Source organism: Paraburkholderia sp. BR10141 (genome assembly GCF_056155635.1).
Genome location: NZ_JBMIQH010000011.1, coordinates 173,308 through 199,143, shown reverse-complemented (window position 1 = coordinate 199,143; position 25,836 = coordinate 173,308). Strand labels below are relative to the sequence as shown.

25 protein-coding genes are annotated in these 25,836 nt (G+C 66.3%); 11 read left to right on the top strand and 14 right to left on the bottom strand.

Annotated elements, in window-relative coordinates:
- The first annotated feature begins 98 nt into the window (after nucleotides 1-98).
- Entirely contained in the window at nucleotides 99-650 is a 552-nt protein-coding gene (locus ACOJB8_RS17810; protein ID WP_475013463.1) for a hypothetical protein, read from the top strand.
- Nucleotides 651-760: 110 nt separating this feature from the next.
- On the opposite strand, the gene ACOJB8_RS17805 is transcribed toward ACOJB8_RS17810, so the two are convergent.
- From ACOJB8_RS17805 to ACOJB8_RS17780, 6 genes are all read right to left on the bottom strand, one after another.
- Nucleotides 761-2,314 carry a 2-isopropylmalate synthase gene (locus ACOJB8_RS17805; protein ID WP_475013462.1) on the bottom strand — a complete coding sequence of 518 codons (1,554 nt, stop codon included), beginning with the start codon at nucleotides 2,312-2,314 and terminating at the stop codon, nucleotides 761-763.
- A 324-nt stretch (nucleotides 2,315-2,638) separates the two neighbouring features.
- The gene (gene pssA / locus ACOJB8_RS17800) at nucleotides 2,639-3,514 is read right to left on the bottom strand and encodes a CDP-diacylglycerol--serine O-phosphatidyltransferase (RefSeq protein ID WP_028205687.1); all 876 of its coding nucleotides are present in this window, start codon (nucleotides 3,512-3,514) and stop codon (nucleotides 2,639-2,641) included.
- Nucleotides 3,515-3,526: 12 nt separating this feature from the next.
- Entirely contained in the window at nucleotides 3,527-4,180 is a 654-nt protein-coding gene (locus ACOJB8_RS17795) for a phosphatidylserine decarboxylase (RefSeq protein ID WP_028205688.1), read from the bottom strand.
- Nucleotides 4,181-4,328: 148 nt separating this feature from the next.
- Nucleotides 4,329-5,345: a ketol-acid reductoisomerase gene (ilvC, locus tag ACOJB8_RS17790; protein ID WP_028205689.1), complete on the bottom strand. Its 1,017-nt coding sequence runs from the start codon at nucleotides 5,343-5,345 to the stop codon at nucleotides 4,329-4,331.
- Nucleotides 5,346-5,461: 116 nt separating this feature from the next.
- On the bottom strand, nucleotides 5,462-5,953 hold the full coding sequence (gene ilvN / locus ACOJB8_RS17785; protein WP_027795483.1) for an acetolactate synthase small subunit: 492 nt from the start codon (nucleotides 5,951-5,953) through the stop codon (nucleotides 5,462-5,464).
- A 126-nt stretch (nucleotides 5,954-6,079) separates the two neighbouring features.
- Nucleotides 6,080-7,855 (bottom strand): acetolactate synthase 3 catalytic subunit, encoded by a 1,776-nt coding sequence (locus ACOJB8_RS17780; protein WP_069265490.1) that lies wholly within the window; start codon nucleotides 7,853-7,855, stop codon nucleotides 6,080-6,082.
- A 397-nt stretch (nucleotides 7,856-8,252) separates the two neighbouring features.
- Between ACOJB8_RS17780 and ACOJB8_RS17775 the strand changes: the two genes are divergently transcribed.
- From ACOJB8_RS17775 to ACOJB8_RS17730, 10 genes are all read left to right on the top strand, one after another.
- Complete coding sequence (locus tag ACOJB8_RS17775; RefSeq protein WP_069265288.1) at nucleotides 8,253-8,816, top strand: RNA polymerase sigma factor; 564 nt, start codon at nucleotides 8,253-8,255, stop codon at nucleotides 8,814-8,816.
- Entirely contained in the window at nucleotides 8,813-9,241 is a 429-nt protein-coding gene (locus ACOJB8_RS17770; protein WP_069265289.1) for a DUF3619 family protein, read from the top strand. The genes ACOJB8_RS17775 and ACOJB8_RS17770 overlap by 4 nt, the downstream gene beginning before the upstream one ends.
- A 25-nt stretch (nucleotides 9,242-9,266) precedes the next feature.
- On the top strand, nucleotides 9,267-10,094 hold the full coding sequence (locus ACOJB8_RS17765) for a DUF3106 domain-containing protein (protein ID WP_069265290.1): 828 nt from the start codon (nucleotides 9,267-9,269) through the stop codon (nucleotides 10,092-10,094).
- Between the two features lie 102 nt (nucleotides 10,095-10,196).
- A complete protein-coding gene (locus tag ACOJB8_RS17760) occupies nucleotides 10,197-10,781 on the top strand; it encodes an RDD family protein (RefSeq protein WP_410860961.1) in 585 nt (194 codons plus the stop codon).
- Nucleotides 10,782-10,923: 142 nt separating this feature from the next.
- Nucleotides 10,924-11,883 (top strand): UDP-2,3-diacylglucosamine diphosphatase, encoded by a 960-nt coding sequence (locus ACOJB8_RS17755; protein ID WP_342947953.1) that lies wholly within the window; start codon nucleotides 10,924-10,926, stop codon nucleotides 11,881-11,883.
- A 67-nt stretch (nucleotides 11,884-11,950) separates the two neighbouring features.
- Nucleotides 11,951-12,982 (top strand): glycosyltransferase family 4 protein, encoded by a 1,032-nt coding sequence (locus ACOJB8_RS17750; RefSeq protein WP_069265293.1) that lies wholly within the window; start codon nucleotides 11,951-11,953, stop codon nucleotides 12,980-12,982.
- Nucleotides 12,983-13,098: 116 nt separating this feature from the next.
- Nucleotides 13,099-13,815 (top strand): diacylglycerol kinase, encoded by a 717-nt coding sequence (locus ACOJB8_RS17745; protein WP_342947952.1) that lies wholly within the window; start codon nucleotides 13,099-13,101, stop codon nucleotides 13,813-13,815.
- A 194-nt stretch (nucleotides 13,816-14,009) separates the two neighbouring features.
- Entirely contained in the window at nucleotides 14,010-14,732 is a 723-nt protein-coding gene (locus ACOJB8_RS17740; protein WP_069265294.1) for a TetR/AcrR family transcriptional regulator, read from the top strand.
- Nucleotides 14,733-14,745: 13 nt separating this feature from the next.
- Nucleotides 14,746-15,330 carry an LOG family protein gene (locus ACOJB8_RS17735; protein ID WP_342947951.1) on the top strand — a complete coding sequence of 195 codons (585 nt, stop codon included), beginning with the start codon at nucleotides 14,746-14,748 and terminating at the stop codon, nucleotides 15,328-15,330.
- A 75-nt stretch (nucleotides 15,331-15,405) separates the two neighbouring features.
- Entirely contained in the window at nucleotides 15,406-16,152 is a 747-nt protein-coding gene (locus ACOJB8_RS17730) for an SDR family oxidoreductase (RefSeq protein WP_342947950.1), read from the top strand.
- Nucleotides 16,153-16,171: 19 nt separating this feature from the next.
- Here the strand turns inward: ACOJB8_RS17730 and ACOJB8_RS17725 are convergent, their stop codons facing one another.
- The 8 genes from ACOJB8_RS17725 to ACOJB8_RS17690 all read right to left on the bottom strand — a co-directional run bounded on the left by ACOJB8_RS17725 (nucleotide 16,172) and on the right by ACOJB8_RS17690 (nucleotide 25,772).
- Complete coding sequence (locus tag ACOJB8_RS17725; RefSeq protein ID WP_342947949.1) at nucleotides 16,172-16,759, bottom strand: DUF924 family protein; 588 nt, start codon at nucleotides 16,757-16,759, stop codon at nucleotides 16,172-16,174.
- On the bottom strand, nucleotides 16,756-17,493 hold the full coding sequence (locus ACOJB8_RS17720; protein WP_342947948.1) for an alanyl-tRNA editing protein: 738 nt from the start codon (nucleotides 17,491-17,493) through the stop codon (nucleotides 16,756-16,758). Before ACOJB8_RS17720 ends, ACOJB8_RS17725 begins: the two co-directional genes overlap by 4 nt.
- Before the next feature lie 159 nt (nucleotides 17,494-17,652).
- A complete protein-coding gene (locus ACOJB8_RS17715; protein ID WP_069265299.1) occupies nucleotides 17,653-18,063 on the bottom strand; it encodes a group II truncated hemoglobin in 411 nt (136 codons plus the stop codon).
- Between the two features lie 96 nt (nucleotides 18,064-18,159).
- Nucleotides 18,160-20,709 (bottom strand): ABC transporter permease, encoded by a 2,550-nt coding sequence (locus tag ACOJB8_RS17710; protein ID WP_342947993.1) that lies wholly within the window; start codon nucleotides 20,707-20,709, stop codon nucleotides 18,160-18,162.
- A gap of 179 nt (nucleotides 20,710-20,888) precedes the next feature.
- A complete protein-coding gene (locus tag ACOJB8_RS17705; RefSeq protein ID WP_069265300.1) occupies nucleotides 20,889-21,503 on the bottom strand; it encodes a DUF4126 domain-containing protein in 615 nt (204 codons plus the stop codon).
- Between the two features lie 209 nt (nucleotides 21,504-21,712).
- Nucleotides 21,713-22,033, bottom strand: coding sequence for a quaternary ammonium compound efflux SMR transporter SugE (gene sugE / locus ACOJB8_RS17700; protein WP_342947947.1), 321 nt, complete (start codon nucleotides 22,031-22,033; stop codon nucleotides 21,713-21,715).
- Between the two features lie 114 nt (nucleotides 22,034-22,147).
- A complete protein-coding gene (gene kdpE / locus ACOJB8_RS17695) occupies nucleotides 22,148-22,846 on the bottom strand; it encodes a two-component system response regulator KdpE (RefSeq protein WP_069265302.1) in 699 nt (232 codons plus the stop codon).
- Nucleotides 22,839-25,772, bottom strand: a complete 2,934-nt coding sequence (locus ACOJB8_RS17690) for a sensor histidine kinase KdpD (protein ID WP_342947946.1) — start codon at nucleotides 25,770-25,772, stop codon at nucleotides 22,839-22,841. The genes kdpE and ACOJB8_RS17690 overlap by 8 nt, the downstream gene beginning before the upstream one ends.
- Between the last annotated feature and the right edge of the window lie 64 nt (nucleotides 25,773-25,836).

The window sequence follows — 25,836 nt, the reverse complement described above, 5'->3', positions numbered from 1 at the left end:
CCTGCCGGACGGGGCCGCCCCGCGAGCGTCTCGCGCCGTGTCAAAATAAGGGTTCCACATTCACGGCGGTCATTGAAACCTTGCCATCGGGGGACATCATGTTCACGCGCCTCTCAACCTCGCTCGCAACGCCCGTGCGCCTCGCCTCGCGCCGCTTGCGTCTCGGGCTCCTCGCGGGCGTGGGCGCACTCGCGCTCACCGGCTGCGCCCAGCCGTGGCAACAATTCCATGCAGGCGACGACGCGAAGTCCGTGATCGCCCGCTTCGGCCCGCCGGCTGAAACCTACGACCTGCCCGACGGCGGCAAGCGCCTGATGTGGCCGACCCAGCCGATGGGCGAAGTCACCACGGCCGCCGACATCGACGCCAGCGGCCGCGTCGTGAACGTGCGCCAGGTGCTGCAGCCCAACGAGTTCTATCGCGCGGAAATCGGCAAATGGACGCGCAGCGACGTGCTCGTGAACTTCGGCCGCCCGGTCGAAACCTCCTACTTCCCGCTGATGAAGAAGGAAGCGTGGACCTACCGCTACCTCGAAGACAACGTCTGGTACATGCTCTACAGCTTCTACTTCGACGACCAGGGCATTCTGCGGCTCACGCAGAAGACACCCGATCCGCTGCACGATCCGGATCGCCGCAGCCTGTTCTGATTGCTTTGGCCGCAGCGGCCCCGCGCCGCAAAAAACAAAACCCCCGCGCTCTTGCGAGCCGGGGGTTTTTCATCGGCTGTGCGATGCGAGGCAAGATGCCTCGCAACCGCTCAAACCGTTTCGGAGCGCTGCGGATTGACCTTGTCGCCCGAGTAGAGCTTGTTGAGCGCCGAGATATACGCCTTTGCCGAAGCGGCGACGATATCCGGATCGGTGCCCACGCCATTGACGATGCGGCCGGCCTTCGAGAGACGCACCGTCACTTCGCCCTGCGCCTGGGTGCCCGTCGTGATCGCGTTCACCGAGTACAGCAAAAGCTCCGAGCCGCTGCCCACTTCGGTTTCGATCGCGTTGAGCGTGGCGTCCACCGGGCCGTTGCCCGCGGCTTCGCCGGTCACTTCCTTACCGTCGGCCGAGAACACGACGCGTGCGTGCGGACGCTCACCCGTTTCCGAGTGCTGCGCGAGCGAGATGAACTTGAAGTGCTCCTGATCCTGCGCCTGGGCCGACTCTTCCGTGACGATCGCGATGATGTCTTCGTCGAAGATTTCGGACTTGCGGTCCGCCAGTTCCTTGAAGCGTGCGAACGCGTTGTTCAGTTCGCCTTCGCTGTCGAGCTGGATGCCCAGTTCCTGCAGACGCTGCTTGAATGCGTTGCGGCCCGAGAGCTTGCCGAGCACGATCTTGTTCGCGCTCCAGCCCACGTCTTCCGCGCGCATGATCTCGTAGGTGTCGCGCGCCTTGAGCACGCCGTCCTGGTGGATGCCCGAGGCGTGCGCGAAGGCGTTGGCGCCAACCACGGCCTTGTTCGGCTGCACGACGAAACCGGTGATCTGCGAAACGAGCTTCGAAGCCGGCACGATCTGCGTGGTGTCGATGCCGAGATCGAGACCGAAGTAGTCCTTGCGGGTCTTCACGGCCATCACGATTTCTTCGAGCGAGGTGTTGCCCGCGCGCTCGCCGAGACCGTTGATCGTGCACTCCACCTGGCGCGCGCCGCCGATCTGCACGCCGGCCAGCGAATTCGCCACGGCCATGCCGAGGTCGTTGTGACAGTGCACCGAGAACACGGCCTTGTCCGAGTTCGGAATGCGCTCGCGCAGCGTCTTCACGAGGTTGCCGTACAGCTCGGGAACGCCGTAGCCGACCGTATCGGCGATATTGATCGTGGTCGCGCCTTCGTTGATCACGGCTTCGAGCACGCGGCACAGAAAGTCCATGTCCGAGCGGCTGCCGTCTTCGGGCGAGAACTCCACGTCGTTCGTGAACTTGCGCGCGAAGCGCACCGCGAGCTTCGCCTGCTCGAGCACCTGCTCGGGCGACATGCGCAGCTTCTTCTCCATGTGCAGCGCCGAGGTGGCGATGAACGTGTGGATACGGAAGTGGTCGGCGGGCTTGAGCGCGTCGGCGGCGCGCTGGATGTCCTTGTCGTTCGCGCGGGCGAGCGAACAGATCGTGCTGTCCTTCACCATGCCGGCGATCGTGTGGATCGCGTCGAAGTCGCCGTTCGAGCTGGCCGCGAAGCCGGCTTCGATGATGTCGACCTTCATGCGCTCGAGTTGCTTCGCGATGCGGATTTTCTCTTCCTTCGTCATCGACGCACCGGGCGACTGCTCGCCGTCACGCAACGTCGTATCGAAGATGATGAGCTTGTCTGCTGCCATTTCGGGTCTCCAGGGGGACTTGTTCAATGTCTAAAACGGATTTTGGGTGTTCGCGCCACCGATGGCGACGCTGACAATGAACGAGGCTTACGGAGGGCGAGCGAGATCAGCGCGGCAGGCGCGCTAGCGCTAGCGTGCTTAGTAGCGCGCCGGCTTGAAGAGAGGAGAGGGGGAACTGGATGGTGTCCATGCCGCCGACTATAGCCGGAATCCGCCGATAGCGCAATTGGAAGAGACCAGTCCGGGCAACCGCGTGGGCGCGCGCAAAAAGAAAAAGGGCCGCGCTCGCGCGCAGCCCCTTTGCAGCCCTCCCGCACCCGCGCCCTACCGCTCGCGCGGCGACGAACGCGCCGGGTTCGAGCGTCCGCGCACGGCCTGGTACGCCCAGAACACGTAGCCCGAGAGGCCGTAGAGCACGAACAGGCCGAACAGCATCAGCGGCGGATCGGACGAAACCAGCACGAACGCCACCACCACGAGCAGCGTGGCCGCGAATGGCACGCGATGGCGCACGTCGAGCGCCTTGCCGCTGTAGAACGGCGCGTTGGACACCATCGTCACGCCGGCGTAAATCGTCAGGACGAACGCCACCCACGGCAGCCACGAGAGCTTCACGGGCACGCGGTTGTCGGTGGCGAGCCAGACGAAGCCGGCGATGAGCGCGGCCGCAGCCGGGCTCGGCAGGCCCTGGAAGAAGCGCTTGTCCACCACGCCGATGTTCGTATTGAAGCGCGCAAGACGCAGCGCAGCGCCCGAACAGTAGACGAATGCCGCGAGCCAGCCCCAGCGCCCGAGATCCTTGAGCACCCACTCGTACATCACGAGCGCGGGCGCCACGCCGAACGACACCATGTCCGAAAGGCTGTCGAACTGCTCGCCGAACGCGCTTTGCGAGTGCGTCATGCGGGCCACGCGCCCGTCCATGCCGTCGAGCACCATCGCCACGAAAATGGCGATGGCCGCCACCTCGAAGCGCACGTTCATGGCCTGCACGACCGCGAAGAAGCCGCAGAAGAGCGCCGCCGTGGTGAACGCGTTGGGCAGCAGGTAGATGCCGCGCTTCTTCAGGAACTCCTGGCGCGCCGCGCGCCGGTTCGCGGCGACGCCCATGGGCTCCTGCACGGCCTTGTTGCGCCGGAACGGCCGCGGCAGCGGCCCGCCGGCGGGGTTACGGGGTCGACGCTGTTTGAATCCGGCCATCGCAGCCCTCCTTTATGCCGATTGGGTCGGCAGTTCGGCGAGGATCGTCGACGAGGCGGACACCTTCTCGCCAATCGACACACGCGGGCGGCTGCCCACGGGCAGGTAGACGTCGACGCGCGAGCCGAAGCGGATGAAGCCATAGCGCTGGCCGCGCGACAGCGGCTCACCGGCACGCACGTAGCAGAGAATGCGGCGCGCGATGAGGCCCGCGATCTGCACCGAGGTGACGGTCGTGCCGTCTGCCATCGTCAGCACCACGGCATTGCGCTCGTTCTCGGTCGAAGCCTTGTCGATGGCGGCGTTCAGGTACGCGCCCGGAAAGTACTCGACCTTGGCGACGGCGCCGTCCACGGGCGAACGTTGCGAGTGGACGTTGAAGACGTTCATGAACACGCTGATCTTGAGCGCTTCACGGTTTGCATACGGGTCGTGCGCGGTTTCCACAGCGACGATGCGGCCGTCCGCCGGGCACAGCACGGCGTTGGCCTGGCTCGGGATCGGGCGCGGCGGATCGCGGAAAAACTGGACGACGAAGATCAGGATCAGCCAGAAGGGCCATGCGAGTCCGAAGCCTGCGACCGCATGGATCAAGAGCGCCACGACGGCCGCAATGGCGATGAACGGCCAGCCTTCGCGCGCGATGATCGGATGAGGGTAATTCATGGTGGCTTCGCTGTTATTTTGAAAACCGTAGGATAGCAAAAGCCGCCCAGGGTTCATCCCACCTGGGCGGCTTTTTCGGGTCTGACTCAGGTCAAACTGATGAGTGTCGGCAAAAAACCGTACACGCAATCAGATTAATACAGTCAGATTAGTTCTTCGACTGGTCGACCAGCTTGTTCGCGGCGATCCACGGCATCATCGCGCGCAGCTTTGCACCGACCACTTCGATCTGGTGCTCGGCGCCGAGGCGGCGGCGCGATTGCAGCGTCGGTGCGCCGGCCTTGTTTTCCAGGATGAAGCTCTTGGCGTATTCGCCGGTCTGGATGTCCTTCAGGACTTCCTTCATGACCTTCTTCGTCTCGGCCGTGATGACGCGCGGGCCCGTCACGTACTCGCCGTACTCGGCGTTGTTCGAGATCGAGTAGTTCATGTTGGCGATGCCGCCTTCATAGATCAGGTCGACGATCAGCTTCAGTTCGTGCAGGCACTCGAAGTAGGCCATTTCCGGCGCGTAGCCCGCTTCGACCAGCGTTTCGAAGCCAGCCTTGATCAGGTCGACCGTACCGCCGCACAGCACGGCTTGTTCGCCGAACAGGTCGGTTTCGGTTTCTTCGCGGAAGTTCGTTTCGATGATGCCGGCACGGCCGCCGCCGTTCGCTGCCGCGTACGACAGAGCGATGTCACGCGCTGCGCCCGACTTGTCCTGGTGGACAGCGATCAGGTGGGGCACGCCGCCGCCTTGCGAGTAGGTGCCGCGAACCGTATGGCCCGGTGCCTTCGGGGCGATCATGATGACGTCCAGATCCGCGCGCGGGATCACCTGGCCATAGTGCACGTTGAAGCCGTGGGCGAACGCGAGCGCTGCGCCGTTCTTGATGTTCGCGTGGACTTCCTTCGCGTAGACGTCGGCGATCTGCTCGTCGGGCAGGAGCATCATGACGACGTCGGCGTTCTTCACCGCTTCGGCCACTTCCTTGACCTGCAGGCCGGCGTTCTCAGCCTTGCTCCACGATGCGCCGTTCTTGCGCAGACCGACCGTGACGTTCACGCCGCTGTCCTTCAGGTTCAGCGCGTGTGCGTGGCCTTGCGAGCCGTAACCGATGATCGTGACCTGCTTGCCCTTGATGAGGGAGAGATCGGCGTCCTTGTCGTAGAAAACTTTCATGTTGGTTCCTTGGCGAGAGTCTGGTGAATATCGGTACTGCTATTAGCTTTTGCTGCACCGGATGCGATTAAGGACGCATCCGGTCAGGTTCCGGTGCAAGATCGACTGTGGTCGGGTCACACCTTCAGAATGCGCTCTCCGCGCCCAATGCCCGAGCCGCCCGTACGGACGGTCTCGAGAATCGCGGTCGCATCGATCGCTTCGATGAACGCGTCGAGCTTGTCGCTCGCGCCCGTCAGTTCGATCGTGTAGGTCTTTTCGGTGACGTCGATGATACGGCCGCGGAAAATATCCGCCATCCGCTTCATCTCCTCACGTTCCTTGCCGACCGCCCTTACCTTGATCAGCATCAGCTCGCGCTCGATGTGGGCGCCCTCGGTAAGGTCGACCACTTTCACCACCTCGATCAGGCGGTTCAGATGCTTCGTGATCTGTTCGATCACGTCGTCCGAGCCAATGGAAACGATGGTCATGCGCGACAGCGAACGGTCTTCGGTCGGCGCCACCGTCAAGGTTTCGATGTTGTAGCCGCGTGCCGAGAAGAGGCCGACCACGCGCGAGAGCGCGCCCGGCTCGTTTTCCAGCAGAACGGAAATAATGTGTCTCATGATGTGATCCGCGATTTATCCAGTTTCGCATTTGGCAGATGCGGCTGCCGCCCTTCCCCGCGAACCCGCGCGCCCCTTGTGTGGACGCGCGCCGCGCGAGCTCGAAACGGCGCCGTGCAAATACCGTTACAGGTCTTCCGAGCCGAGCAGCATTTCGGTGATGCCCTTGCCGGCCTGTACCATCGGCCAGACGTTTTCGGAAGGGTCGGTCTGGAAATCGAGGAACACCGTGCGGTCCTTCAAACGCAGCGCTTCCTTGAGCGCCGGCTCGACGTCCGCGGTCTTTTCGATCCGCATGCCGACGTGGCCGTACGCTTCGGCGAGCTTCACGAAGTCGGGCAGCGCATCCATATAGGAATGCGAATAGCGCTTGCTGTATTCGATCTGCTGCCACTGGCGGACCATGCCGAGGTAGCGGTTGTTCAGCGAAATGATCTTCACGGGCGTGTCGTACTGCTTGCAGGTCGACAGCTCCTGAATACACATCTGGATCGAGCCTTCGCCCGTGATGCACAGCACGTCGTCGTCCGGGTGCGCCATCTTCACGCCCATCGCCGCCGGCAGGCCGAAGCCCATGGTGCCGAGGCCGCCGGAGTTGATCCAGCGGCGCGGCTGGTTGAAGCGGTAGAACTGCGCGGCCCACATCTGGTGCTGGCCCACGTCCGAGCACACGAACGCGTTGCCGCCCGTGAGCTCCCACGCCTTCTCCACCACGTACTGCGGCTTGATGATCTCGCTCGAACGGTCGAACTTCAGGCAGTTCTTCTCGCGCCAGCCTTCGATGTCCTTCCACCAGTCGGCGAGCGCGGCCGTATCCGGGCCGTGATCGGCGTGCTGAAGCTGCTCGATGAGCTCCTTGAGCACTTCCTTCACGTCGCCGACGATGGGGATATCGACCTTCACGCGCTTCGAGATGGACGACGGATCGATGTCGATGTGGATGATCTTGCGCGGACGCGAGGCAAAGTGCGCCGGGTCGCCGATCACACGGTCGTCGAAGCGCGCACCGATCGCGATCAGCACGTCGCAGTGCTGCATCGCCATGTTGGCTTCGTAGGTGCCGTGCATGCCGAGCATGCCGAGGAACTTGCGGTCGCTCGCGCGGTAGCCGCCCAGACCCATCAGCGTGTTCGTGACCGGGTAGCCGAGCAAATCGGCGAACTGGTTCAGTTCGCGCGACGCATCCGCGAGGATAATGCCGCCGCCGGTATAAATGTACGGACGCTTTGCCGAGAGCAGCAGCGACACCGCCTTGCGGATCTGCCCCGAGTGGCCCTTGGTGACGGGGTTGTACGAACGCAGCGTGACGTTTTTGATCGGTTCATACGTGCACGGCGTCTTCGACACATCCTTCGGAATGTCGATCAGCACAGGGCCGGGACGGCCGGTGCGCGCAATGTAGAAAGCTTTTTTGACGGTGGCGGCGAGATCGCGCACGTCCTTCACGAGGAAGTTGTGCTTCACGCAGGGACGCGTGATGCCGACCGTGTCGCACTCCTGGAAGGCGTCTTGACCAATCGCGGCGGTAGGCACCTGGCCGCTGATGATCACCATCGGGATCGAGTCCATGTAGGCCGTCGCGATGCCCGTCACCGCATTGGTGACGCCAGGCCCCGAGGTCACGAGACACACGCCGACGTTGCCGGTCGAACGCGCATAGGCGTCGGCCGCGTGCACGGCTGCCTGTTCGTGGCGCACGAGAACGTGCTGAATCTTGTCCTGCTTGTACAGCTCGTCGTAAATGTAGAGTACCGAGCCGCCGGGATAGCCCCAGATGAATTCGACCTGCTCGTCTGCGAGCGCCTTCATCAGCACGGTTCCGCCGATGGACGTATGCGCTTGAGGGTCAGATTCTTGCGAAGGGGGGACCGACGTGGAGAATTCCGCGCTGGGCATGTTCATCATTGACCTTTCGAATTTTCGGCAAAAAATTGATCGGGTGCTCTCTGCCGGGCTTGTGGCTCGGGTTCAAGCGGCGCGTCCAGTTGACAGATGAGCTTCTTGGGCCACATCCGAATTGAGACTAGTCACTTATGTTGCGAACCGTCGAAGATAGCGGCTCGGTGCCTTTCGGTCAAGCAATTATTGAGAAGCCGGGCACGAACGTTGCGACAGCGCGCACGCCTCGCGGCGCCGGCCAAGGGCCGACAGGACAGGCATCACGGCCGGCGCATCCATGATGCGAAGCATTCTCATGGCCTTCCGCTAGCCTGTTGGCGCGAAAATTTGCTACGATCCGCGAGTTTTACGACATTTTTCGAACGATTACGCGTACGCTGGCGGCGGCGCCCTGCAACGGATGGCATCAGACAAGGAACTCGCCGACTTTCTGGCGGGCGTCGAAAGACGCGCGTTCAAGCAGACGGTCTACGCCGTAAGGGACGACGACGCCTCGCTCGACATCGTGCAGGACGCGATGATCAAGCTCGCGGAAAAATACGGAGACCGCCCGGCCGCAGAACTCCCCCTGCTCTTTCAGCGTATTTTGCAAAATACGATGCACGACTATTTTCGTCGGCAGAAAGTACGCAATACGTGGGTGAGCCTGTTTTCGTCGCTCGGCAACGCCGACGACGAGGAATTCGACCCCCTCGAGACCTTCGAGGCCGAGCAGGGTACGGCTGGCGCCGAGAGCAGCGAGCAGCAGATCGAGCGCGCGCAGGTGCTCCAGATGATCGACGACGAAATCCAGAAATTACCGGCACGTCAACGGGAGGCGTTTCTGATGCGTTACTGGGAGGATATGGATGTCGCCGAGACTGCCGCCGCAATGGGCTGCTCCGAAGGCAGCGTGAAAACGCACTGCTCGCGGGCAACCCACACGCTGGCTCAAGCGCTCAAGGCCAAAGGAATCACCCTATGAGCTCCGCCCTCGAAAATAAAGAACTGGCGTTCGTGCGGGAAATGCGTCGTGCGCTCGACGAGAGCGCCGCCAACCTGCCCGCTGCCACCACCGCCCGACTCGCCGCCGCACGCAAGACCGCACTCGCCCAGAAAAAGGCCGAGGTCGTGCTCGTACGCGCCCCGGCGCTCGCCGCGGCGGGCGTCGGCGGTCTGTCCGGCGCGCCCATGCCCCGGCCCGCGCGGCGCCGTTCCGCGCTCGCGCGCTTCGCGCTCGCCTGGCCGCTCGCGGCACTCGTGGCGGGCCTCTTTGCCATCGCGTACTTCGAAGATCAGCAACGCACCGCTGAACTCGCCGATATCGACGCGGCCATGCTGAGCGACGACCTGCCGCTCACGGCCTACCTCGATCACGGGTTCAACGCGTATCTGACGCGCGCGCACTAAGGACTCTGAGCGGGAGACTGACGGGGTGAGTTACAAGCGCGGCCTGGCCGTTGTCATTGGATGTCTGGTCGCGGCAGTGGTGTCGTATGTGGCGACCTACCCGCGCTTTCATCCCGAGCCCACCGGCGAAAACACCGCTGGCGCGCCCGCGCAGGCGAAAGCGCCTCCGGTCGATAATTCGATCACGACCACCTTTGCGCCGCTGCCCGGCCAGTCCAATCCGCTCGCGTGGGCGCATCTGAGCGATGCGCAGCACACGGCGCTCGCGCCGTTCGCCGTCGAATGGGACCGCTTCAGCGACGAGCGCAAGCGCAAATGGCTAAAGATCGCCGCCCGTTACCCGAAAATGTCGCCCGACGCCCAGAAGCGCTTGCATGAGCGCATGGCGGAATGGGTCGGCATGACGCCTGAGCAACGGCGTGTGGCGCGCGAAAACTACCAGGTTTCCAAGGAACTGCCGGCGCAGGCGCGCCAGCGCGCCTGGAAGGCTTACCAGCAACTGCCTGAAGAGCAGAAAGAACGCCTTGCCGCGAGCGAGCACAAGCGCCGGCCCACCGTCGTGAGCGCCCCGCCCAGCGGCAACAAGAGCGAGATCCGCGATATCCAGCGCCTCGTCAACGAGCGTGATCACCGCGGCCTGCCGCACGCGCCCGCAGGCGTCACCGGGGCATCGGGCGCGGCTGGCGCGAGCAGCACGGGTTCGGGTCTCGCGCCCACAGCGCCCGGCGCGCCGGGCGAGCCGGCGGTGGCTTCGTCGTTTGCGTCGGGCATTCCCGCCGCCGGGAGCTTCGTCCCCGCCACGCCCATCCCTGTCTCGCCCGCCGAAGCACCCGCGGCGTTCAAGGGCTCCTGAAGCCTCAACCCGGTGCTCGCGGCGCCCTCGCGCGCACCCTTCGCACCCTCGTTAACCCCGCCGCGGCGTTGCGGTCGTTTCGCCGCGCGCGTTTTCGAGGTTATGCTTTGGACGTCCCGTCCCCGAACTGACGCCATCGTGTCCGAAAGCGCCCAAGCCGCCGCCCTGCCGCCCGCCGCCGTCTTCGCGGTTGAACCTGCGCCCGTTTCGATTCGTCGCCGCCTCGCCGCGTTCGTCTACGAAAGCGTGCTGCTGTTCGGCGTCGTCTTCGCCGCGGGACTCGCGTTCAGCCTCGTCCTGCAGCAGCGCAATGGCTACACGCATCACAACGCGATGGCAGTCTGGATCATCTTCGTGGCCGGCACGTACTTCGTCGGCTTCTGGCACAAGGGCGGGCAGACGCTGCCGATGAAGACCTGGCGTTTGCGTGTGGTCGGCCCCGACGGCAAGCCGCCCGCGCTCGCGCGAGCGACGCTGCGCTATCTCGCCGCCTGGCTCTGGTTCCTGCCGCCGCTTGTGCTGCATCCGCTGCTCGATCTTTCGATTCCGCACACGCTTGCGCTCGTTGCCTGCTGGTTCGTGATCTGGGCCGCGAGCGCCCGCTTCTCCCACGACCGCCAGTTCCTTCACGACCGCATTGCGGGCACGCGCATTGTCGCAATCGCGCCACAAGGCGCGAAGGCGTAGCCGGCGCACGACATCCCCTATCGCGCCGGAAAAGCGGCTGCACGGGACCCCTGGGACTGCGTAACGAGACCTTCTCGTGACTGTCATGTTGCCGTCACGGCGGCATGGCGCAATGCGCGTATTACAACCTGCCGCGCGCGCCATGGCCCAAAAGACGTCAGCGACCACCCTGTTCCGGCAGACCACCGGACGAGGCACCGACTCCGCCACGTTCCACCCATCTCCCGGCGGAGCCACCTTTCCCGTCCCGCCCCTGCCGCCCTCGTCGATCGACGACGCCCCCGCCTCCGGCCCCCACGACGACGACCATCCCGATCCCACCCGCTACCGCACGATCTGGCTCTCCGATATCCATCTCGGCACGGGCGGCTGTCAGGCGTCGTATCTGCTCGACTTTCTGCGCCACAACGAGTCGGAGTATCTGTACCTCGTGGGCGACATCATCGACGGCTGGCAGTTGAAGAAGGGCTGGTACTGGCCCCAGGCGCACAACGACGTCGTGCAAAAGGTGCTGCGCAAGGCGCGCAAGGGCACCCAGGTCATCTACATCCCGGGCAACCACGACGAGAGCGCGCGCCAGTTCTGCAATCTCGCGTTCGGTGACATCCACGTGCGCGAGGAAGCCTTTCACACGACGCTCACCGGCAAGCGCCTGTGGGTCGTGCACGGCGATCTCTTCGACGGCGTGATCCAGCACGCCAAGTGGCTCGCCTATCTCGGCGACTCGGCCTACACGCTGATCCTCCTGCTCAACCGCTGGTTCAACCGCGTGCGCGCGAAGCTCGGCTTCCAGTACTGGTCGCTCTCGCAGTACCTCAAGCATCAGGTCAAGAACGCGGTGAACTTCATCTCCTCGTTCGAGCGCGTGATGACCGACGAAGCGCGCCGCCGCGGCTGCGACGGCGTGGTCTGCGGCCACATCCACAAGGCCGAGATCCGCGACATCGACGGCATCCTGTACTGCAACGACGGCGACTGGGTGGAGAGCCTGTCCGCGCTCGTCGAGACGTTCGAGGGCGAGTTGCGCATCGTCTACTGGACCGTGAAACGCGCGCCGGAAGCGCAGGTCTCCACGCGCAAGGCGCGTGTGAGCGCCGCCTGAGTATCGACTGATACCGTTACGCAGCAGCCATAACCGCACTACCGAACGACGAGAGGGCCGACGACCGATGAAAGTAATGATCGTGACCGATGCATGGGAGCCGCAGGTCAACGGCGTAGTTCGAACCCTGAAGAACACGACGCGCGAACTCATCGCGCTCGGCCATCAGGTCGAACTGCTTACGCCGCTGGAGTTCCGCACGATACCGTGCCCCACCTACCCGGAAATCAAGCTCTCGCTGTTTCCGAAGCGGCATCTGCACGAACGCATCAGCGCATTCGGGCCCGATGCAATCCACATCGCGACCGAAGGTCCGCTCGGACTCGCCGCGCGCCGCTACGCGATCGACCACGACCTGCCGTTCACGACCGCTTATCACACGCGCTTTCCCGAGTACGTGCAGGCGCGCTTCGGCATTCCGCTCTCGGCGACGTACCGCTTCCTGCGCTGGTTCCACAAGCCTTCGCTCGCGGTGATGGCGCCCACGCCCGTCGTGAAGACCGACCTCGAGAAGTTCGGCTTCACGAACGTCGTGCTGTGGACGCGCGGCGTGGACCTCGACATCTTCCGGCCGATGGAATCCAAGGTGCTGAACACGGCGCGCCCCATCTTCCTGTATGTGGGCCGCGTGGCCGTGGAGAAGAACGTCGAGGCGTTTCTCAAGCTCGATCTGCCCGGCTCGAAATGGGTGTGCGGCGAAGGCCCGGCGCTCGCCGAACTGAAGTCGCGCTATCCCCAGGCGAATTACCTGGGTGTCCTGAGCCAGCCCGAGCTTGCGAAGGTCTACGCGGCCGCCGACGTCTTCGTGTTCCCGAGCCGCACCGACACCTTCGGTCTCGTGCTGCTCGAAGCGCTCGCATGCGGTACGCCCGTGGCCGCCTACCCGGTGACAGGCCCGATCGACGTGCTGGGCACGGGCGGCGCGGGTTCGATGAACGAAGACCTGCGCGAAGCGTGCCTCGAAGCGTTGAAGATCGACCGCGCCGAGGCGCGCGCCTGGGCCGAGCGCTTCTCGTGGCGCGCCGCCTCCGAGCAGTTCGCGGCGCATCTGAAGCCGCGCTCGCGCGCGACGATGGAGCCCTCCAGCGCCGCAGCCTGAGCGCGGGGCCGGCTATGGTGCGCGCTTCGATTGTCCGCGAGCGCGCCGGGGACACGGACGGCCCCGGCGCAACCGCGTCGCACGCGTGCGATACTGGGGTACTACCTGGCACCACCATGACGCCACGTCCTCCGTTACCGCCGCATAGCGCCCAGGGCGCACGCAGTTCCAATGCGCCAGCCAGCCAGCGTGCCGGCGGCTCTACGCGCGCCGCACGCGCCGCCGAAGCGCTCGATCCGCGCGCGAGCGCTTCCGCCGCTTCCGCCGCTGCCGCATCTGGCGTTGCGCCGCCAGCCGCACCGGCATCGGCAAGCGAGCCAGCCAAGCCCACCGGGCCCGCTGCGCCACGCGCGGCCGCACCGGAACCGCCCGAGCCGCCGCATCTGCACGAACCGCTCGGCCCCGACGATCCGCTCGCCCCGCTGCCCTTCAACCCCTACAAGGGCAACCGCGGCATCACCCGCGCCTGGAAAGCGCTCAAGTACTCGATCAAGGGCTTTCGCGCCGCCATCCGCGAGGAAAGCGCGTTTCGCCAGGAGCTCACGCTCGCGGCCATCCTCGTGCCGATCGGCGTGTTCATTCCGGTCGAGCCCGTCGAGCGCGTGCTGCTGCTCGGCTCGGTGATCCTCGTGCTGATCGTCGAACTGCTCAATTCGAGCATCGAGAACGCGGTGGACCGCATCGGCCTCGAGCGCAACGAGCTCTCGGGCCGCGCCAAGGACCTGGGCAGCGCAGCGGTGACGCTCGCCTTGCTGCTCTGCGTCCTGACCTGGGGGCTGATTCTCGTACCCCGTTTCGGCCCGCTGCTGCTGCACGGAATCGGCGTACTCTAGCGCCCCATGCCCCCAGTCCGCGGGGGCCTCGCCACGCTCCCCGGCATCTGACAGGCGCAAGCTGTCGGTGCGCGCGGGCCGTCGGTTTATAATCGAACGACAGTCTTATAACGACCAACCGCGTCCGGGCCGCGCGCACCGCAACATACGAGCGGGCGCCTGAGCCCGGCACTGCATTTTCAGGGCCGGACGACATGGATGCCAAACCTCCCCGCCGTACACGCGAACGGATTCTCGAGCTGTCGCTGAAGCTGTTCAACGAGATAGGCGAGCCGAACGTCACCACGACGACCATCGCCGAGGAAATGGAGATCAGTCCAGGCAACCTGTACTACCACTTCCGCAACAAAGACGACATCATCAACAGCATCTTCAGCCAGTTCGAGCAGGAGATCGAAAAGCGTCTGCGCTTCCCCGAAGACCATCGCGCCACCATCGACGAGATGTGGGCGTACCTGCAGTACATGGTCGACTTCACGTGGCGCTACCGCTTTCTCTATCGCGACCTGAACGACCTGCTCGCGCGCAACCGCACGCTGGAGATGCACTTCAAGCAGATCATCAGCCACAAGGTGCACTTCGCGAAGCAGTTCTGCGAGCAGCTCGTGGAAGACGGCGACATGGTCGCCACGCCCGCCGAGATCGACGTGATCTCGACCAATATCGGTGTGATCGCCACCTACTGGCTCTCGTACCAGTTCGTGATGAATCCGCGCAAGTACAACGACCAGGAAGCGATTCGCGACGAGCTGCACCAGGTCAGCGTGCAGATCGTCTCGCTGATGGCACCGTATCTGCGCGGCCGCGCGCGCGAGCTGTTCGACGATCTCGTCTCGGGCAAGCTCGCCAAACGCGAGTTCTACGACTACCTGCCGCCGCGCGAAGGCGCGGGCGCCGCCAAGGACAACCGCGAATAAAGGCAAAAGCCGAATGAAAGCAGTCTGCGTATATTGCGGCTCCTCGCCCGGAGCCAATCCGGTGTACACCGAAGCCGCACAGGCATTCGGCCGCGCGCTCGTCGCCTCGAACCTCGCGCTCGTCTATGGCGGCGGCAAGGTCGGCCTGATGGGCGTGATCGCCGACACCGTGATGGCGGGCGGCGGCCGCGCCATCGGCGTGATCCCCAAGCTGCTGGTGGACAAGGAAGTGGGCCATGTGGGCCTCACCGAGCTGCATGTCGTGCCCGACATGCACCACCGCAAGAAGATGATGGCCGACCTCTCCGACGCCTTCGTCGCGATGCCGGGCGGCGCGGGCACGCTCGAAGAGCTGTTCGAGGTCTATACGTGGGCGCAGCTCGGCTATCACCGCAAGCCGGTGGGCGTGCTGAACATCGGCGGCTTTTACGATCCGCTCATGGCGCTGCTCGATCACACGGTGCGCGAAGGCTTCATGCGCCAGACCTACCGCGACATGCTGCAAACCGACGGCGATCCCGTGGCGCTGATCGCCAGGCTCAAGCGTTACCACGCGCCCGCGAAGGACAAGTGGGCGGATTTGCGCGAGAACGTTTGACCCGGCCGCATCGCGCCGTTCGCCCGACAATCCGCAGGCACCACGCGCAGTTACCTCCATGACGAGTACATCGCGATGAGCAAGGTTGTCCTGATCACCGGCGCGAGCCGCGGCATCGGCCGCGCGACGGCGCGCCTGCTCGGCGCATACGGCTGGACCGTGGGCGTCAACTATCTGCACAACGAACCGGCCGCCGACGAAACCGCCGCCGAAGTGGGCCGCGCGGGCGGCCACGCGCGCGTGCTGCGCGGCGACGTCGCGAGCGAGGCAGACGTCGTCGCGATGTTCGACGCGCTCGAATCGGCCTATGGCCGTATCGATGCGCTCGTGAACAACGCGGGCATCGTGGCGCCCGGCAGCCAGGTCGCCGACATGAGCGCCGAGCGTCTGAAGCGCATGTTCGACGTCAACGTGTACGGCGCGTTTTTGTGCGCACGCGAAGCGGCGCGGCGCATGTCGAAGGATCGCGGCGGCGACGGCGGCTCGATCGTCAATGTTTCTTCGGCTGCCGCGCGGCTTGGCTCGCCCAACGAATATGTGGACTATGCGTCGTCCAAAGGCGCGGTCGACACGATGACGATCGGGCTCGCCAAAGAACTCGGCCCGCAGGGCGTGCGCGTGAACGCGGTGCGCCCAGGCCTCATCGACACCGAAATCCACGCGAGCGGCGGACGCCCCGACCGCGCGGCCGTGCTCGGCGCGCAAACGCCGCTCGGCCGGCCCGGCAGCGCCGACGAAGTCGCACAAACGATCGCGTGGTTGCTCAGCGACGCGGCCTCGTATGTCACAGGCGCCCTGCTCGATGTGAGCGGCGGACGCTGAACTCGCGCGCTGGCTTTTGCTAGAACGACGAACCCCGCTCGCGCAAAAAAGCGGCTTCTTCGTCGGTGGAATCGCGGCCCAGTTGCACGTTGCGATGCGGGTAGCGCCCAAAGCGCTCGATGATCTGCGCGTGGCGCACCGCGTAATCGTAGTAGCCCTTGCCCTCGGGATCCTTCGCCAGCTCGCCGAACAGACGCAGCGATTCGTGCTGCGCTTCGGCGCTTTCGGCGTGTTCGAACGGTAGATAAGCGAAGGAGCGATGCTGCAGCGTGGGCAGGCGCAGATCCGCGCCGTTCGCCACCATCCTGCGCGCGATGCCGAGCGCCTTGTCGTCCGCGGAGAATGCACGCGGCGTGCCGCGGTGGCAGTTGCGCGAGAACTGGTCGAGCACGATCACGAGCGCGAGCGCGCCTTCAGGCGTCTCGCACCATGCGTCGAGCTCGCCTGCACACGCGGCGTCGAGCAGCGCGCCGAAGCGTTCGCGCAGCCTGGCGTCGAACGCGGCGTTCTTGCGGAACCACATCTTGCGCTCGCGGCCGAACTCCTCCGAACCCGGCGCGCCGAACCAGAAGTCGAGCACCTCGCGCGCACGCGCGTCGAGAGTCATGACGCCAGTTCCAGCACGAGACGCCGCGTGCGCGCGCTCTTCTTCTCGAGCTTCGCCACCCGCAGCGCACCGATTTCCTGCGTATTGCGCACATGCGTGCCGCCGCAGGGCTGCAAATCGACGTTATCGATACGCAACAGCCGCACACGGCCCAGGCCCATCGGCGGCTTCACGCTCATCGTGCGCACGAGTTCGGGGCGTTGCGCCATTTCCTCGTCGGTGATCCATTCGGTCGCCACCGCGTGCGCGCCCGACACGAGTTCGGCGAGCCGCGCCTCCACCATCTCGCGCTCGATCGGCTCGACGGTCGCGAAATCGAGCCGCGCATAGTCGGTCGTGATGCTGCAGCCGTCCACGGGATATGGCAGCACCGCGCACATCAGATGGCTCGCCGTATGCAATCGCATGTGCCGGTGACGGCGCGCCCAGTCGATCTCGGCGCGCACGCGCTCGCCCGCGCCGAGACGCGCGAGCAGCGCCTCCTGGCCGGGCGCGGGAACGTGGAGCGCGTCGTCGGGCGTCGCGCCTTCGAACTTCGCCTTGCGCGTGTCGGCGATCTCGATGCGCGTACCGTCGGCGAGCACCAGCGCGCCGGCGTCGCCGGCCTGGCCGCCGCCGAGCGGATAGAACACGGTCTGGTCGAGTCGCACGCCGTCCTCGCCCACGGCAAGCACGGTCGCTTCGCACTGCGTGAGATAGGCGTCTTCGCGAAAGAGCGCGCGGGTGGTCGTCATCGTGGGTGTCTCCTTGTTTTGCGTACGGCGAGCCGCTCAAAGCCGGACGCCCGCCAAAGGGCCATTATGGCCGCGAGGCGAAACGCCCCGCCGGACGGCCGCGATGCGTGAGCGCCTGACTGTACCGGCGCAGGGACCGGCACAATCGGGCCCAGTCAATCAGCCCGGATGATTGCGCATCCAGTCGGCGGTATCGAAGAACGAGTGCAGCAGGCGCTCGCGCAACGGTTCCGCCAGGCCCACGTCTTCCATCGCCCAGGCCATGCAGCGCAGCCACTGGTCGCGCTCGGACGAGGCGATCGCGAACGGCAAATGGCGCGCGCGCAGGCGCGGATGGCCGAAGCGTTCGATGTAGTGGTCCGGGCCGCCAAGCCAGCCGCAGAGAAACCAGAACAGCTTGTCGCGCGAACCGTCGAGCGTTTGCGGATGCATCGCGCGGATGCCCGCGAAATCGGCCTCGAGGTCCATCAGGTCATAGAAGCGGTCGACGAGCTCGCGCACGCGCGCCTCGCCGCCGACGAGTTCGAAGGCCGTGGGTTTCTGCGGCGCTTCGTCGGCTGGATCGGTCATACGGTTGAATCGGGAAAAAAGAGGGACGGCAGCGCACTGCCGGAGATCGTTGATTTTCGCACAGCGGCGCGTGGCGGGCGGCGGCGGGTTGCTGCTCTACGCGTCGCGCAGCGACTGCAGCGCCGGCCGCGCGAGCACGTGCCGCAAGCTGATCCACCCGCCCACGCCCGCGCACACCACCCCTGCGGCGATGCCCGCAGGCAGGAGCCACGGATCGAACGGAAGATAGAAGAGAAACACGTGCGTGGCGAGCACCGAGCCCACCGCCTGCGCGCCGATTGCCGCCATGAGCCCCGCGAGCGCACCCACGGAAACGAATTCGGCCACCTGCACCGCGCGCACCTGCTGGTGCGATGCCCCCAGCGCGCGCAGCAGCGCCGACTCGCGCATGCGCTCGTCGCGCGTGCCCGCAAGCGCCGCGTAGAGCACCAGCACGCCGGCGGCGAGCGTGAAGAGAAAGAGGAACTGCACCGCGCCGATCACCTGCTCCAGCACACGCTCGATCTGCGCGAGAATCGGCGCGATGTCGATCGCGGTGACGTTGGGATAGCGGGCCACGAGACCGTCCACGACCTGGCGCTGCCCGGGCGGCAGGTGAAAGCTCGTGATGTACGTCGCCGGAAAATCGCGCAGCAGTTCGGGCGGCATCAGCACGAAGAAGTTGACCTTGAACGAGCCCCAGTCGAGTTTGCGCACGCTCGTCACGGGCGCCGTGACTTCCAGGCCCGTCACGTCGAACTTGAGCACGTCGCCGGGCTTCACGTTGATGAGCTTCGCGAGTCCCTGCTCGATCGAAAGCTGCGGCGTGGCCGCGTCGCCATACCAGGTGCCGGCCTCGATGCGATTGTCGTCGGGCAGCTTCGTCGTGTACGAGAGATTGAACTCGCGATCGACGAGCCGGCGCGCGTCCTCGCTCTTGTACGAGTCGGGATTCACGGGTTTGCCGTTGATCGAGATGAGGCGCCCGCGCACCATCGGCTGGAGATCGCTGCCGGCAGCCCCGGCAATGCCATGCGAGCGCAGCCACGCGGCCACGGCGTCGCGCTGATCGGGCTGGATGTCGATGAGGAATTCGTTGGGCGCGTCGGGCGGCGTGGACTTGCGCCAGCCTTCGACGAGGTCGTTGCGCGTCATCGCGATCAGCAACAGGCACATGAGGCCGATGGCGAGCGCCGTGATCTGCAGCGCGCTAGCGCCCGGACGCCGTTCGAGCGACGCCAGGGCATAGCGCCAACCCACGCCCGCGCGCGCCTGCCCGGAGAGGCGTCCGCTGCGGGCCACGCGCGCCGCGCACCAGAGCGACGCGCGCGCCACGCCGGCGAACACGAGCAGCCCGATCGCGAAACCGCCCGCGACGATGCCGCCCAGCTTCAACTCCCCCGCCGCGATCACGAGCAGCCCCGCGAACAGCGCAATGCCGACGCCATAGGCCGCCCACGCGGCGCGTCCTTCGTCGCCCCACTCGCGGCGCAGCACGCGCACCGGCGGCACGCGCGTGAGCGGCAGGAGCGGCGGCAGCGCGAAGCCCAGCAGCAGCACGAGGCCCGCGGCGATGCCTTCGAGCACGGGCAACGGCCCGGGCTGCGGCAGCACGACGTCGATGAGATTACCGAGCCACGCCAGCAGCGCGAGATGACCCGCGTAGCCGAGCGCCACGCCCGCTACGCCGCCCACGAGTCCGAGCCCCGCGAACTCCAGCACGAACAGCGTGCGCAACGTGCGCTGGCTCGCGCCGAGGCAGCGCATCGCGGCGCAGGCGTCGAGATGGCGGCGCGTGTAGCGATGCGCGGCCATGGCGATCGCCACCGCCGCGAGCAGCGCTGTCAGGAGCGAAACCAGCGTGAGGAAGTGGCGCGCGCGGTCGAGCGTCTGGCGCACCTGAGGCTGGCCGTCCTGGAGCGATTCGAGCGCGACGCCGCGCATCTTGCCGCCATCCACGCGCGCACGCGCCCAGGACGCGAACTGCGCGACGGCCGGATCGGCGCCCGCCACGAGCAGGCGGTAGGTCACGCGGCTGCCATAGCCGAGCAGTCCGGTCGACGCGACTTCGTCGGCGCGCATCATGAGCCGCGGCGAGAAGTTCACGAACGAAAAGCCGCGGTCGAGTTCTTTCGTGATGAGCGCATTCACGGTGAAGGTGCGTGTGCCGACCTTCACCGTGTCGCCGACATGGAGTTTGAGCGCATCGAGCAGTTCGTCGTCCACCCAGACGGTGCCGGGCGGGGGAATGCCTTGCGCCGCGTGATCGGGTGCACCCGGCGCCGCGGCGATGCGCAGCGCGCCGCGCAACGGATAGTCCGCCGAGACGGCCTTGACGGCAGCAAGACGAGTGGCCGTGGCGACCGGGGCGGCGGAAGCGCCCGCCGCTGCCGCGGCCTGTGGCGTCCCCGAACTCACCATGCTCGGGAAGATCGCCGTGGTCGCCGTGCGCAGCGACAGCGACTGCGCCTCGCGCGCGAACATGGGATCGACGGGGTGATCGGCGCGCACGATGAAATCGGCGGCGATCATGCGCCGGGCATCGCGCTCGAGGCCACGCTGCAGTCGATCGGCGAGAAAACCGACGCTGGCGAGCGCCGCCACGGCCAGCACGAGCGCGAACAGCAGCATGGTGAGTTCGCCCGCGCGCCAGTCGCGCCCCGTCATGCGCGCGGCAAGATGCACGAGATCAGACCAGCCTGGTGTGGTGCGCACGGCCACCGGCGCACGCGGGCCGCCAGGACCGGCCGGGCCACCAGCCGCGCCCGGCGGCTCAGCCTGCACGAAGCCCGGGCCGCCTTCGCTGCGCGGAGATCTGGCGTTGGAGGAAGAAGGCGCGCCGCCGCTCAATCGTGACGACCTCGCAGCGAAAGCCGCGAAACCATGTGCGTCGCCATGCCGCGAAAACCGCCCTGCACGCCGCGCCACAGGCGCGGCAGCGCCCAGGCCGCGAGCACGAGGAACGCCACGAGCATGACGAGGAAGAGCACAGGCACGAAGAGCGCGAGCAGCACGCCGACGAAGGTCATACCGTCTTCGGCGCTCGATGTGACGACATTCGACACCGGCTCAGGCGACAGATTGATCAACGCGCGCGTGCCCGCCTTGGCGAGATGCGCCGTGCCCGCGAGCGTGCCGCCCGCAAGCGCCGCGACGGTCAACAGCGCCGGATCGGCATGGCCGAGCGCACCGGCTGCGAGCACGGCCCCGGCCGGAATACGGATGAAGGTATGCACCGCGTCCCAGAGCGAATCGAACGCGGGAATCTTGTCGGCGAGGAATTCGAGGACCGTGAGCGCGGCGGCGATGCCGATCACCCACGGCGAAGCGAGCGCGGCAAGCGTGTCGGGCAGATGGATCAGGCCAAGACGTTGCAAGACGCCGGCCATCAGCACCGTGAGATAGAGACGCAGGCCGCTGCCCCAGGACAGGCCCGCTGCTAGCGAAAGTGGTTCCAGCATGGCTTGCCTCCTCGCGCGGGCGGCCGGGGCGCCGGCGCTCCACGCGCAAAGCGGGAGAGCAGGCGCTGTGCGCACACGCTCGCCGCTCATGCGGCGCGGAGGGTTATCGGGTTATGACCGTTCCATTATAGCCACGCTCGCTGCGGTGCCGCAGCGGTGTTGCGCGGCCGCGGCACAGGTCCGCATCGAGGTATGCGCAGCGAATTTAATCAGGCGGCCGAAGAAAGCTTGAGTCCGATGAGGCCGAGCACGATCAGCGCGGCGCTTGCCACGCGCGCGGCGCTCACTGCCTCGCCCATCATGAGGATGCCGAACACGAACGCGCCGACCGCGCCAATGCCCGTCCACACCGCGTAGGCGGTGCCGAGCGGCAGCTGACGCATGGCCATGGCGAGCAGGACGAAGCTGCCCAGGGCAGTGACCACGGTGAACACCGAGGGCCAGAACCGCGTGAATCCTTCGGAAGATTTGAGACCGGCGGCCCACGCCACTTCGAGCAGGCCGGCGACGAGAAGAAGAAACCAGGACATGGGGAACGCTCCATTTAAAAAATGGGGCCGTCCCCGATGACGTCAGAATCCGTAAGGCCGTCCTTACAGAGTTGTAATGATAGCACCGGCGCAGTGCAGGCTCGCAGTGCAGCCCTACTGCACGCCGACCAGCCGATACCCCACGCCTGTCTCCGTGATGATGTGCTCCGGTTGCGCGGGATCGCGCTCCAATTTCTGCCGCAGATGCGCCATGTAGATGCGCAGGTAATGGCTGCTCTCCACGTGCGACGGCCCCCAGACCTCGCGCAGCAGTTGCCGGTGCGTAAGCACGCGCCCCGCATCGCGCACGAGCGTGGCGAGCAGGCGGTACTCGATCGGCGTGAGATGCACGGGCGCGCCTTCGCGCGTGACCTGGCGCAAGCCCAGATCGACGTTCACGGCGCCGAAGCTCACCTGCGGCACCTCGTTCGCCCCGCCTCGGTTGCGCCGCCGTAGCTGCGCGCGAATGCGCGCGAGCAGTTCGGACACGCCGAAGGGCTTCGTGAGGTAGTCGTCGGCGCCGGCGTCGAGCGCGGCCACCTTCTCGCTTTCCTGGGTGCGCGCCGACAGAACGATCACGGGCAGATCGCTCCAGCCGCGCAGTTCGCGGATCACGTCGAGGCCGTCGGTGTCGGGCAGGCCCAGGTCGACGATCACGAGGTCGGGCTTGCGCGTGGCGGCCTCGACGAGGCCCTGCTTGCCGGTCTCGGCGTCGTGCACGACGATGCCTTCGCCCTCCAGGGTTGCGCGCACGAATCGGCGAATCTGTTTTTCGTCTTCGATGAGAACGACGGCGATGCTCGGGTCACTCATTTGCGGGTTTGGGATCGACGTTTTCTTGAGAGGCGGGCATCCGTGCGACGGATTCGCCTCTGACAGGTTCGGCGGCGCTCGCATGTTCTGCATCGCCGGCGGGCTCGAGCGGCTCGAGCGCTTCGTGTGCCTCCGGCGCATCGGTCACATCGGCGGGCAGCGGCGGCGGCGACTCCACGGGCAGCGCGAACCAGAACGTCGCGCCTTCCACATGGCCGTCGGCGGCAACGCGATTGGCTGCGCCGATTGTACCCCCGTGCGCCTCCACGATCGCGCGGCAGATGGCGAGTCCGAGCCCGATGCCGGGCTTGGCCGACTCCTTCTCGCCGCGCGTGAACTTCTCGAACACGCGCTCGCCCATGCCGGGCGGCAGACCCGGCCCGTTGTCCTCGATCGAGACGCGCACGAACGGCTGGCCGCCCTCCTCCACGCGCCGCGCCGCGATGGTGAGCGGCGTGTCGGCGGGCGTGTACTTGGCGGCGTTCTCCAGCAGGTTCGAGAAGAGCCGCTCCATCAGCACGGCGTCGAGCTGAAGCAGCGGCAAGCCTTCTTCCAGCCTCACCTGCACGGGATGCCGCGCAAGCACGCGGCGGCAAGCGGCGAGCGCGGCGCCCACGGTTTCCTCGAGCAGCGTCCACTGACGATTGAGATTGAGGCTGCCCGCCTGCAGCCGGGCCATGTCGAGCAGGTTCGTGACGATGCCCGTCATGCGCAGCGCCTCGTCGTGAATCGCCTCGATCAGCTCGCCCGAGCGCGAGTCTTGCGCATCCTCGGGCTCGTGCGTTTGCGCGAGCATCGACGAGAAGCCGACAATCGCCGTGAGCGGCGTGCGCAGGTCGTGCGAGATGGCCGAGAGCAGCGAGTTGCGCAGGCGCTCCGATTCCATGTTGACGAGCGCGTCGCGCGCGATGTCCACGTAGTGCACGCGCTCGAGCGCGAGCGCGATTTGCGCGGCGAACGCGTCGAGCATGCGCTGCTGCTCGGGCACCTGCAGCTCGCGCACGTCGCGCGTCACGACGGCGAGCACGCCGCGCGTGCGCATCGGCGCCTTGAGCGGCAGGTAGCGCGCGACGGCCGCCGGCAGCGTGTCAGTGCCGTTGCCCGCGGGCTTTTGCTGGTCGTACACCCACTGCCCCACGTCGATGTCGAGGTTTTCGGCGTCGAGCATGATCTTCGGATCGGGCTCCTCGATCTTCTGCTGCACCTTGTCGGCGCTATCGGGCAGCAGCAGCGCCACCCGCGCGCCGAACACCTCGCTCACGTGGCGGCTGCCGATCGCCACGATCTGCTCCGTGGTCAGCGCCGCGGCCAGCTCGCGCGCCATCGCGTACATCGCGCCGGTGCGCTGTTCGCGCCGCTGCGCGACGCTCGCCTCGCGGCGCAGGCTCGACGTGAGATGGCTGATGACGAGCGAAGTGAGCAGCATGCCGACGAAGGTCAGCAGATATTGCGTATCGGAGACCGAGAACGACATGCGCGGCGGCACGAAGAAAAAGTCGTACGCCGCGACGCTTGCAAACGAGAGCATCACGCCCGGTCCGCGCCCGAGCTTCGTCGCCGCGAAGATCACGCCGAGCAGATACAGCATCACGAGGTTCGCGAGATCGATGCGGTCGATCAGCTGGTTCGCGACGAGCGTCACGCACGCGCAGATCACGAGCGCGGCCCCGTAGGCGCGCGGCGGCGAGCGCTCGGCGCCGCCCGCCGCAAGCGCATCGCGCCAGGCGTTGGCGGCGCGCGTCGCGGCGCTGGCCGCCCCCCCGGGCTCGCTGCCCCCACGCACGGCTTCGCCCGCGCTCGCGCGCACGAGCGTGAGATCGACGTCGCCGGCTTTTTCGGCAAGGCGCTCGCCGAACGGGCGCTTCACCCAGCGTGACAAGCCCGTGCGCAGCGACCCGCCCGCCACGAGCTTCGAGACATTGCGCAGCCGCGCGTAGCCGACCAGCGTGGTCGCGGCGTCCTCGCCCGCGAGCGTCGCCGTTTCGGCGCCGAGTTCGGAGGCGAGCTTGAGCGCGCCGAGCGTGCGCTCGCGTACGGCGTCGGGCAGACGCTGGAGCTTCGGCGTCTCCACGTACACGGCGATCCAGTCGGCCTTCAGGCTCGCGGCGAGTCGCGCGGCTGCGCGCACCAGCGCGTTCGCCTCGGGCCCCGGTCCCACGCAGACGACGAGGCGCTCGCGCGCCTGCCACACATGCTGGATCGAGCGATCGGCACGATACTCGCGCATCTGCGCGTCCACGCGATCGGCGGTGCGGCGCAGCGCAAGCTCGCGCAGCGCGATCAGGTTGCCCTTGCGAAAGAAGTTGCGCACCGCGCGTTCGGCCTGCGCCGGCATGTACACCTTGCCGTCGCGCATGCGGTCGAGCAGTTCTTCGGCGGGCAGGTCGACGAGCGTGACTTCGTCGGCGCGGTCGAACACACGGTCGGGCACCGTCTCCCAGACGCGAATGCCCGTGATCTGCCCCACCACGTCGTTGAGACTTTCGAGGTGCTGCACATTGACGGTCGTGTAGACGTCGATGCCCGCGTCGAGCAGTTCGTACACGTCTTGCCAGCGCTTCATGTGGCGCGCGCCGGCCACGTTCGAATGCGCCAGCTCGTCGACGAGCACGAGCTGCGGCTTGCGTTCGAGCGCAGCGTCGAGATCGAACTCTTCCAGCAGCCGCCCGCGGTAGGCGATACGCTGACGCGGCATCACGTCGAGGCCGGCGGTGAGCGCGGCGGTCTCGCTGCGCCCATGCGTCTCGACGATGCCGACCACCACGTCCACGCCTTCCTCGGCGCGCCGGCGGGCGGCCTGCAGCATCGCATAGGTCTTGCCGACGCCAGCTGACGCGCCGAAGAAAATCTTCAGCTTGCCGCGGCGGCGTTTTTCTTCGTCGCGCTGCAGCCGGTCGAGCAGTTCGTCGGGATCGGGGCGGTTCATGCGGAAGTCGGGATGAAATTCACGGAGGTTGCACCTGTGGCACGAATGATCGTCTCACCGTGGC